The organism is Acidaminococcus sp. CAG:542 (assembly GCF_000437815.1).
Lineage (GTDB): Bacteria > Bacillota > Negativicutes > Acidaminococcales > Acidaminococcaceae > Acidaminococcus.
The window spans coordinates 142,420-149,875 of record NZ_FR902088.1 but is presented as its reverse complement, the minus strand read 5'-3'; the positions used below and the strand labels follow the sequence as shown (position 1 = coordinate 149,875).

7 protein-coding genes are annotated in these 7,456 nt (G+C 60.7%); all 7 read right to left on the bottom strand.

All coding sequences use genetic code 11. From position 1 onward, the window contains the following. Positions 1-69: 69 nt before the first annotated feature. The 7 genes from QVO43_RS07920 to QVO43_RS07890 all read right to left on the bottom strand — a co-directional run bounded on the left by QVO43_RS07920 (position 70) and on the right by QVO43_RS07890 (position 7,452). On the bottom strand, positions 70-927 hold the full coding sequence (locus tag QVO43_RS07920; protein WP_022487994.1) for an NAD(P)/FAD-dependent oxidoreductase: 858 nt from the start codon (positions 925-927) through the stop codon (positions 70-72). Positions 928-953: 26 nt separating this feature from the next. Further along, positions 954-1,529 carry a nitroreductase family protein gene (locus QVO43_RS07915; protein WP_022487993.1) on the bottom strand — a complete coding sequence of 192 codons (576 nt, stop codon included), beginning with the start codon at positions 1,527-1,529 and terminating at the stop codon, positions 954-956. A gap of 15 nt (positions 1,530-1,544) precedes the next feature. Beyond that, positions 1,545-2,102, bottom strand: coding sequence for a hypothetical protein (locus tag QVO43_RS07910; RefSeq protein ID WP_022487992.1), 558 nt, complete (start codon positions 2,100-2,102; stop codon positions 1,545-1,547). A gap of 94 nt (positions 2,103-2,196) precedes the next feature. Beyond that, on the bottom strand, positions 2,197-3,549 hold the full coding sequence (pdxR, locus tag QVO43_RS07905; protein ID WP_022487991.1) for a MocR-like pyridoxine biosynthesis transcription factor PdxR: 1,353 nt from the start codon (positions 3,547-3,549) through the stop codon (positions 2,197-2,199). Between the two features lie 104 nt (positions 3,550-3,653). Continuing rightward, positions 3,654-4,289 (bottom strand): V-type ATP synthase subunit D, encoded by a 636-nt coding sequence (locus tag QVO43_RS07900; protein ID WP_012937587.1) that lies wholly within the window; start codon positions 4,287-4,289, stop codon positions 3,654-3,656. A gap of 3 nt (positions 4,290-4,292) precedes the next feature. Next, entirely contained in the window at positions 4,293-5,684 is a 1,392-nt protein-coding gene (locus tag QVO43_RS07895) for a V-type ATP synthase subunit B (protein ID WP_022487990.1), read from the bottom strand. After that, positions 5,677-7,452 (bottom strand): V-type ATP synthase subunit A, encoded by a 1,776-nt coding sequence (locus QVO43_RS07890; RefSeq protein WP_369678686.1) that lies wholly within the window; start codon positions 7,450-7,452, stop codon positions 5,677-5,679. Before QVO43_RS07890 ends, QVO43_RS07895 begins: the two co-directional genes overlap by 8 nt. Positions 7,453-7,456 lie beyond the last annotated feature (4 nt).

Below are 7,456 nucleotides of genomic sequence, written 5' to 3'. Positions count from 1 at the left end.
CGCCGGCCAGGCAGCCCAAAAATGCCAGAACCGTCAGGACCAGCAGGAAATGCCGGATCCTGCCACCGGTCATACCGGGTTCTCCCGGAGCCAGGAAGCCGCAGACAGCAGAGCCTTCTGGCCTTCTCCCGCCGCTTTGTTGATCTGCCAGGGATAGCCCACCGCATCTCCGGCGGCAAAAACTCCCTCCACACTGGTGGCCAGGTTGTCATCCACCCGGATGAAGGGACCATCCAGCCGGAGTCCCGGCAGGAGCCGGTCCAGAGGATCCGTTTCCCGGAGCAGGAACAGCCCCTCCAGTTTTTCCGTGCCGGCAGTGGTTTCCAGGGCTTCCACCCGTTCCTCTCCCAGCACCTTCCGGGGTTTGCCTTCCATGATCTGCACATTGGCAGGCCGTTTTTCCGGCAGGGGGAAGTCCGCCCACAGCTTCACTTCCCCAGCCACCCCCGCCAGGAATTCCACTTCTTCCCAGGCAGAGGGCAGATTGGTCACCACCCCGATGGTCTTTCCCCGGTACAGGTACCCGTCGCAGGTGGCACAGTAGGTGACCCCCTTCCCCACAAGGGCCGTTTCTCCCTCCAGGGGCTTTCCGTGGGAGGCTCCCGGGCACAGCAGGATGCTCCGGGCCTCGTACACTTCTCCCGGGGTGGCCAGATAGAAGTGCTTTTCCCGGGGCAGGATGCTCAGCACCTTGTGGGGGACCACCGTGGTCCCGGCGGCCTTCATGTGGGCGGTAAAGGCGTCCATCAGTTCCGCTCCCGACCGGTCCGGCATCCCCAGGTAGTTTTTCACCAGGGCGCTTTTCCGCAGGGCCAGGCCGAAATCCCCGGTATCCAGCAGCAGGGCGGACAGGGACCGGTTGGCGGCGGTCACCGCCGCACTGCAGCCTGCAGGGCCGCCCCCTACAATGGCAATGTCATACAGCATAGCTTTCTCCTTGTTTCCTCATCCGTTTATTTGAAATCCGCCACTTTTTCCAGGGGCAGTTTGGGCACATAATAATCCCGGGCCTCATCCACATAGTAGGCCAGTTTCCCTTCTTCTCCGGGCACCAGGGTGCTTTTGTGGGCAGGATAGCCCAGGGCCAGCACGGTGACCACTTCCCGGTCTTCCGGGATCTCCAGCAGAGCGGCGATCTTCGCCCGGTCCACCGCTGCCAGGATGGCGCTGCCCACCCCCTGGGTCCAGGCGGTGATGGCCATGGCATCCAGGGCGATGCCCACGTCGATGCTGGTGATGGTGGGGTTGGCCTCCTTGGGCCGGGACACTACCACAAAGGCCACCGGCTGTTCCCCTTCCCTGGGGGTGCCGATTTCTTTGGGCAGGGCCGCTGCCCACCGGAGCAGCGGCTGCATGGCCTTCACGTTGGCGGGGCTTGCCACCACCGTGAACCGGAGGCTCTGGCCGTTCCGGCCGCAGCTCCGTTTCCGGGCCACATCCGCCAGGGTCCGCAGCAGGGCCGGATCCACCGGTTTCTGTTCAAAACGCCGGTAGGTCCGGCAGGTATCATACAGGGAAGCCAATTCCATTCCAATCACTCCTTTTTATTCCACTTCGGCCACATAGCCGTTTTCTCCGTCCGCCCGGAGGGCCAGCACATGGGGAGCCTGTTCCAGGAACAGCACCGCTTCCTGCTGGCGGATCTGGAGAGGACTGTTGAACACATCGGTGGGCACAAAGCCGTTCACCGGCAGCTGCCGGATCACCCCCAGGGAATCCTCCCCGATGACGGCCACTTCATTCAGATGGGTCTTGCCGGTGCCCCGGCGGCCGTAGCTGAGCACCAGGATATCCTGTTTTCCCGGACGGAAATCCAGTTTGTACAGGGCGTATTCCACCCCTTTCTGGAGGGTGGACAGGCCTACTCCGTCTCCCACCTGCCAGCCCAGCACCAGCACTTTTTCTCCGCTGGCAGGGCCGGTAAGGCTAGCGCTGATCTTCAGAGGAATCCCTTTCTGGAATTCCACCGTCAAAGGGGGCTGCAGCTGGCCGTTGGCGCTGAGGCTGTAACGGGGAGCAAAATACTGGGCCGCTTCCCCGGCCGCCGGCCCGCCCATCCCCAGCATCACGGCCAGAAGGGCAATTTCCCAGGTATTTTTCATACATCCACCTCCCCCAATGTTTGGGCTTTCATGATTTTTCTGTATCCTTTTTATTATACCCTACCCAGAGGAAAGAAGACAATTGTCTTTTCCCTTACTCCTCCAAGGCTTCCCGGAGGGCCTCCACTCCTGCCCGGATCTTTTCCTCTCCGATGCCGGCAAAGGACAGGAGGAATTCCGGAGGCCGGCCCGGTTCCGTACCCCGGACGGGGATCACCCGGACGCCTTTTTCCAGGGCCCGGGCGGCCAGTTCTTCTGCTGTCCCCGGCCGATCCAGGGCAATGTGGAGATGGAGCCCGGAGCCGTAGCCCAGCAGCCGTACCTGGTCCCCGAACACGGCAGTCAGAGCTTCCTGGAGCAGCCGGCTCTTGGTCCGATACAGGGTCCGGAGCTTCCGGATGTGCCGGGTCAGGTGCCCTTCTTCAATATAGGCCGCCAGGGCCAGCTGTTCCACAGTGGACGAGGTCTGGTTGTACCGGCCGGCAATGGCCCGGTAGGCAGGCAGCAGTTTTTCCGGCAGCACCAAAAAACTGATCCGCAGGGAAGGCAGCATGGTCCGGGAAAAGGACCCCAGATAGATGATCTGTTCCCGGTTCCCGAAGCTGTGGAGGGCAGGGGTGGGCCGGTGGAGGTAGCGGAATTCCCCATTGTAGTCGTCTTCCAGCAGGTACACCCGCTCCAGCTGGGTGGCCACGATCAGGTTGTTCCGTTCTTTTTCCGTCAGGGCCCGTCCCTTGTAGGGATTGGCGGGAGAGATCATCAAAAGGCCGGGCCAGTCCCCTTTGGGGTCTGCCGGATCGTAGGCACAGGTTTCCCAGCCCATGAGATGGAAGATCTGTTCCGCCTGGGGGAACCCGGGGGCTTCCAGTCCCGCCACCTTCCGTTCCAGCGGCAGCAGGGGCAGCAGCACCAGCAGCAGGGTCTGGAGACCGGCTCCCACCAGGATCTGTTCCGGCCGGCACACCACCCCCCGGGAAGCGTAGCTGTACCGGGCCAGCACCTTCCGCAGTTCCGGTTCTCCCTGGGGATCCCCGTATCCGGCAATGGAGGCGGGATTCCGGAGCACCTGGTTCAGGCACCGGCGCCAGAGCACCGTATCGAAGGTGGAGGTATCGATGTAATTGTTGGAAAAATTGTAAAGGACAGCCGGCCGGGCCGGATCCGGCGGGGTTTTCGGCTCCTCTCCCTCTTCCCGGGGCCGGTAGGCAGCCACCCGGTACCCCCGGTTGGGCAGGTTTTCCACCACTCCCTGGTCGATGAGGATCTGATAGGCTCCCTCCACGGTGGTCCGGCTCAGTTTCAGGTCCCGGGTCAGCTTCCGGATGGAAGGGAGAAAGTCCTGGGATCCCAGGTGGTGGAGCCGGATTTCCCGGCAGAAATAAGCGGCCAGCTGCCGGTAAAGGGGACCCGCCCCCGGCTGTACCCGGAAATTAAAAGTGGTCAGCAAAGAACCGTGCTCCTTTCAGTGCTGCTTTTCAGCAGGATCTATAGTCACGGATATTGTAGCATAAAAAAACAGAGTGCTGCAGACAACCTGCAGCACTCTGTTTTTCACGCCTGTTTCGCCATGATTTCCTTGGCTTTCATCAGGCGTACGGTGCTGGCTCTTTCGTTTTCGCTGAGCTTCATGGTGATGTACTTGATGCTTTCCTGCATTTCCGGGATCATGACATATTCCAGGGCGTTGACCCGCCGGCGGGTCTTTTCGATTTCATCCGCCAGCATGTTGCAGGTCTTTTCCACTTCCGCCAGTTCCAGAAGATCCGGCAGGCAGGTGGTCAGTTCCGTCACCGCCGTATCCAGTTCCCCGGTGGTGAAGGCGAAGGAATAAGGCACCTGGGCCGCATCATCCGCCGTGGCCCCGGTATAGGTCAGGGTGGGCACATCCACGCTCATCACGTTCTTGCTTCCCACTTCGAACTCGGCGCTCCGTGCCGGGTACAGCAGGGCTTCGTTCATGGTCAGGAATCCCATATGGGCCCGGGCCACCACGAAATGGTGGGACACGTTCTGGAGGGCTTTTTCCATTTTCAGCCGCAGTTCGTGGTTCCGGCGGATGTAGATCATGAACTGCCGGACCATTTCGTCCCGTTTGTCTTTCAGCAGTTTATGCCCCCGGACGGCGGTGGCCAGCCGGCGTTTCAGCCGGGTCAGCTCCATCCGGGTAGGGTTTACGTTGGTAGCCATGGGTTATTCCCCCTTGGTGCCGTCCGCCGGTTTGTAGTACTTGTCCAGGTATTCATCCCGGATCCGTTTCAGCTCGCTGCGGGGCAGGATCCCCAGCAGCTTCCAGCCCAGATCCAGGGTCTCTTCGATGGACCGGTTGGTCCGGTACCCCTGGGACACGTATTCCTTTTCAAAGGCATCGGCGAATTGGGCATACAGCTTGTCCACCTTGCTAAGGGCCGAATCCCCCAGGATGGTGGCCAGTTCCTTGGCCTGTTTCCCCCGGGAATAAGCGGCGAACAGCTGGTTCATGGTATCCGCATGGTCTTCCCGGGTCTTGCCCTTGCCCACCCCTTTATCCTTCAAACGGGACAGGGAAGGCAGCACGTCGATGGGAGGGGTCAGCCCCTTTCGGTACAGTTCCCGGGACAGGATGATCTGGCCTTCGGTGATGTACCCGGTCAGGTCGGGGATGGGATGGGTCTTGTCGTCTTCCGGCATGGACAGGATGGGGATCATGGTAATGGACCCCTTCTTGCCCCGGATCCGGCCGGCCCGTTCGTACATGGTGGCCAGGTCCGTATACAGATACCCAGGGTAGCCCCGGCGTCCGGGGACTTCCTTCCGGGCAGCGGACACTTCCCGGAGGGCATCGGCATAGTTGGTGATATCGGTGATGATGACCAGCACGTGCATATCCAGCTCAAAGGCCAGATATTCCGCTGCGGTAATGGCCATACGAGGGGTGGCGATCCGTTCTACCGCCGGGTCGTTGGCCAGGTTGATGAACATCACCGCACGGCTCAGAGCCCCGGTCCGGTTGAAGTCCTGCATGAAGAAGTTGGCTTCTTCGAAGGTGATCCCTACGGCGGCGAACACCACGGCGAATTTTTCATCGGTTCCCCGGACTCTGGCCTGCCGGGCGATCTGGGCAGCCAGCTGGGCATGGGGCAAACCGGAGCCGGAGAACACCGGCAGCTTCTGGCCCCGGACCAGGGTGTTCAGGCCGTCGATGGCACTGATCCCGGTCTGGATGAATTCCGAAGGATATTCCCGGGCTGCCGGGTTCATAGGCTCCCCGTTGATGTCCTTGTATTCTTCCGGAATGATGGCCGGGCCTCCGTCAATGGGGTTGCCCATGCCGTCGAACACACGGCCCAGCATGGCAGGGGATACCCCCAGCTGGATCCCGTGGCCCAGGAACCGGGCTTTGGCGGTAGCCGGCTGCAGCCCCTGGGAGTCCTCGAACAGCTGGACCAGGGCTTTGTCCCCGTCCACGGTAAGCACCTTCCCGTTCCGGACTTCCCCGTTCTGCTGGTGGATTTCCACCAGTTCGTCATAGGTTGCGCCTTTTACCTGGTCCACCAGCATCAGAGGGCCCACCACTTCACGGATGGTTTTGTAATCCTTACGCATTTTCTTCACCCTCTTCCGTCAGTTCTGCAAAAGCCTGCTCCAGTTCCCGGTTCAGCTGGCCGAACTTTTCCTTCCGTTCTTTTTCCGGAATGTACTTGGCACGGCCAATCTGTTCCCGGATGGGCATGTCGATCAGCTTGTCCAGCTTCACATGCTTGGTCATGGCATCCAGGGCCTTTTCATACCAGGTGATGATCAGCTTCAGCATATCGTACTGTTTTTCCAGGGAAGTGTAGGTATCCACTTCGTGGAAAGAGTTCTGGTGCAGGAAGTCTTCCCGGATGGACCGGGCACATTCCATGGTGATCCGGTCCTTGAAGCCCAGGGCATCGATCCCTACCAGACGGACGATTTCGTTCAGGTTGGATTCTTCCTGGAGGATTTCCATGGCGGTCCCCACCAGTTTGGACCAGTCGGGAGCCACTTTGGCATCATAGTAGGCCCGGAGCCGGTCGGAATACAGGGAATAGCTCTGGAGCCAGTCGATGGCCGGGAAATGCCGGGCATAGGCCAGGGCCGAAGACAGGCACCAGAACACCTTCACGATCCGCAGGGTGGCCTGGGAAACCGGTTCGGAAATATCCCCGCCGGGAGGGGACACGGCCCCGATGGCGGAAACGGCGCCTACCCGGTCGTCCTTCCCCAGACATTCCACTTCCCCGGCCCGTTCGTAGTATTCGGCCAGACGGGAAGACAGGTACGCCGGGTACCCTTCTTCACCGGGCATTTCTTCCAGACGGGAGGACATTTCCCGGAGGGCTTCTGCCCAGCGGGAGGTGGAGTCAGCCATAATGGCCACTTTGTACCCCATGTCCCGGTAATATTCCGCAATGGTGATGCCGGTATAGATGGACGCTTCCCGGGCGGCCACCGGCATGTCGGAGGTGTTGGCGATCAGCACGGTCCGCTTCATCAGAGGCAGGCCGGTGCGGGGGTCGTTCAGGGCCGGAAATTCGTTCAGCACGTCGGTCATTTCATTCCCACGTTCTCCGCAGCCCACGTACACGATGATGTCCGCATCCGCCCACTTGGCCAGCTGGTGCTGGATTACGGTCTTGCCGCTGCCGAAAGGACCGGGCACAGCCGCCACACCGCCCTTGGCAATGGGGAACAGGGTATCGATGACCCGCTGGCCGGTAACCATGGGTTCTTCCGGAGGCAGCTTGGTCTTGTAGGGACGGGCCACCCGGACCGGCCACTGCTGAAGCATGGGATACTCCTTCACATTCCCCTTGCTGTCCTTCAGTTTGTACACCGGGTCCAGGATGGTGGCTTCCCCTTCATAGACCCATTCCACCGTGCCGCTTTGGCCGGGAGGCACCATGATTTTGTGGAGCACGGCGGGTGTTTCCTGGACGGTACCGATCACATCGCCGCCGGACACCTGGTCCCCGGGTTTGGCCACCGGCACGAACTGCCATTTCTTTTCCCGGTCCAGTTTGGGGACTTCCACCCCACGGCTGATCCGGTCCCCGGCCAGTTCATAGATTTTTTCCAGCGGGCGCTGGATTCCGTCGAAGATACTTTCGATCAGCCCGGGAGCCAGTTCCACGCTCATGGGAGAGCCGGTGGATTCCACCGGTTCCCCAGGCCCCAGGCCGGCCGTTTCTTCGTATACCTGGATAGAAGCCTTATCATCACGAAGCTCGATGACTTCACCGATCAGGCGCTTGTCACTGACGCGGACCATATCATGGAGCTGCACGTCCTTCATGCCTTCGGCGACAATCAGCGGGCCGGATACTTTCACGATCTTTCCACTCACGATTGTT

What these genes read in the sequence shown, in the direction of transcription:
- QVO43_RS07910 (WP_022487992.1), bottom strand. Translation starts at nt 2,102, where the DNA reads ATGAAAAATACCTGGGAAATTGCCCTTCTGGCCGTGATGCTGGGGATG.
- QVO43_RS07895 (WP_022487990.1), bottom strand. Translation starts at nt 5,684, where the DNA reads ATGCGTAAGGATTACAAAACCATCCGTGAAGTGGTGGGCCCTCTGATG.
- QVO43_RS07920 (WP_022487994.1), bottom strand. Translation starts at nt 927, where the DNA reads ATGCTGTATGACATTGCCATTGTAGGGGGCGGCCCTGCAGGCTGCAGT.
- QVO43_RS07915 (WP_022487993.1), bottom strand. Translation starts at nt 1,529, where the DNA reads ATGGAATTGGCTTCCCTGTATGATACCTGCCGGACCTACCGGCGTTTT.
- QVO43_RS07900 (WP_012937587.1), bottom strand. Translation starts at nt 4,289, where the DNA reads ATGGCTACCAACGTAAACCCTACCCGGATGGAGCTGACCCGGCTGAAA.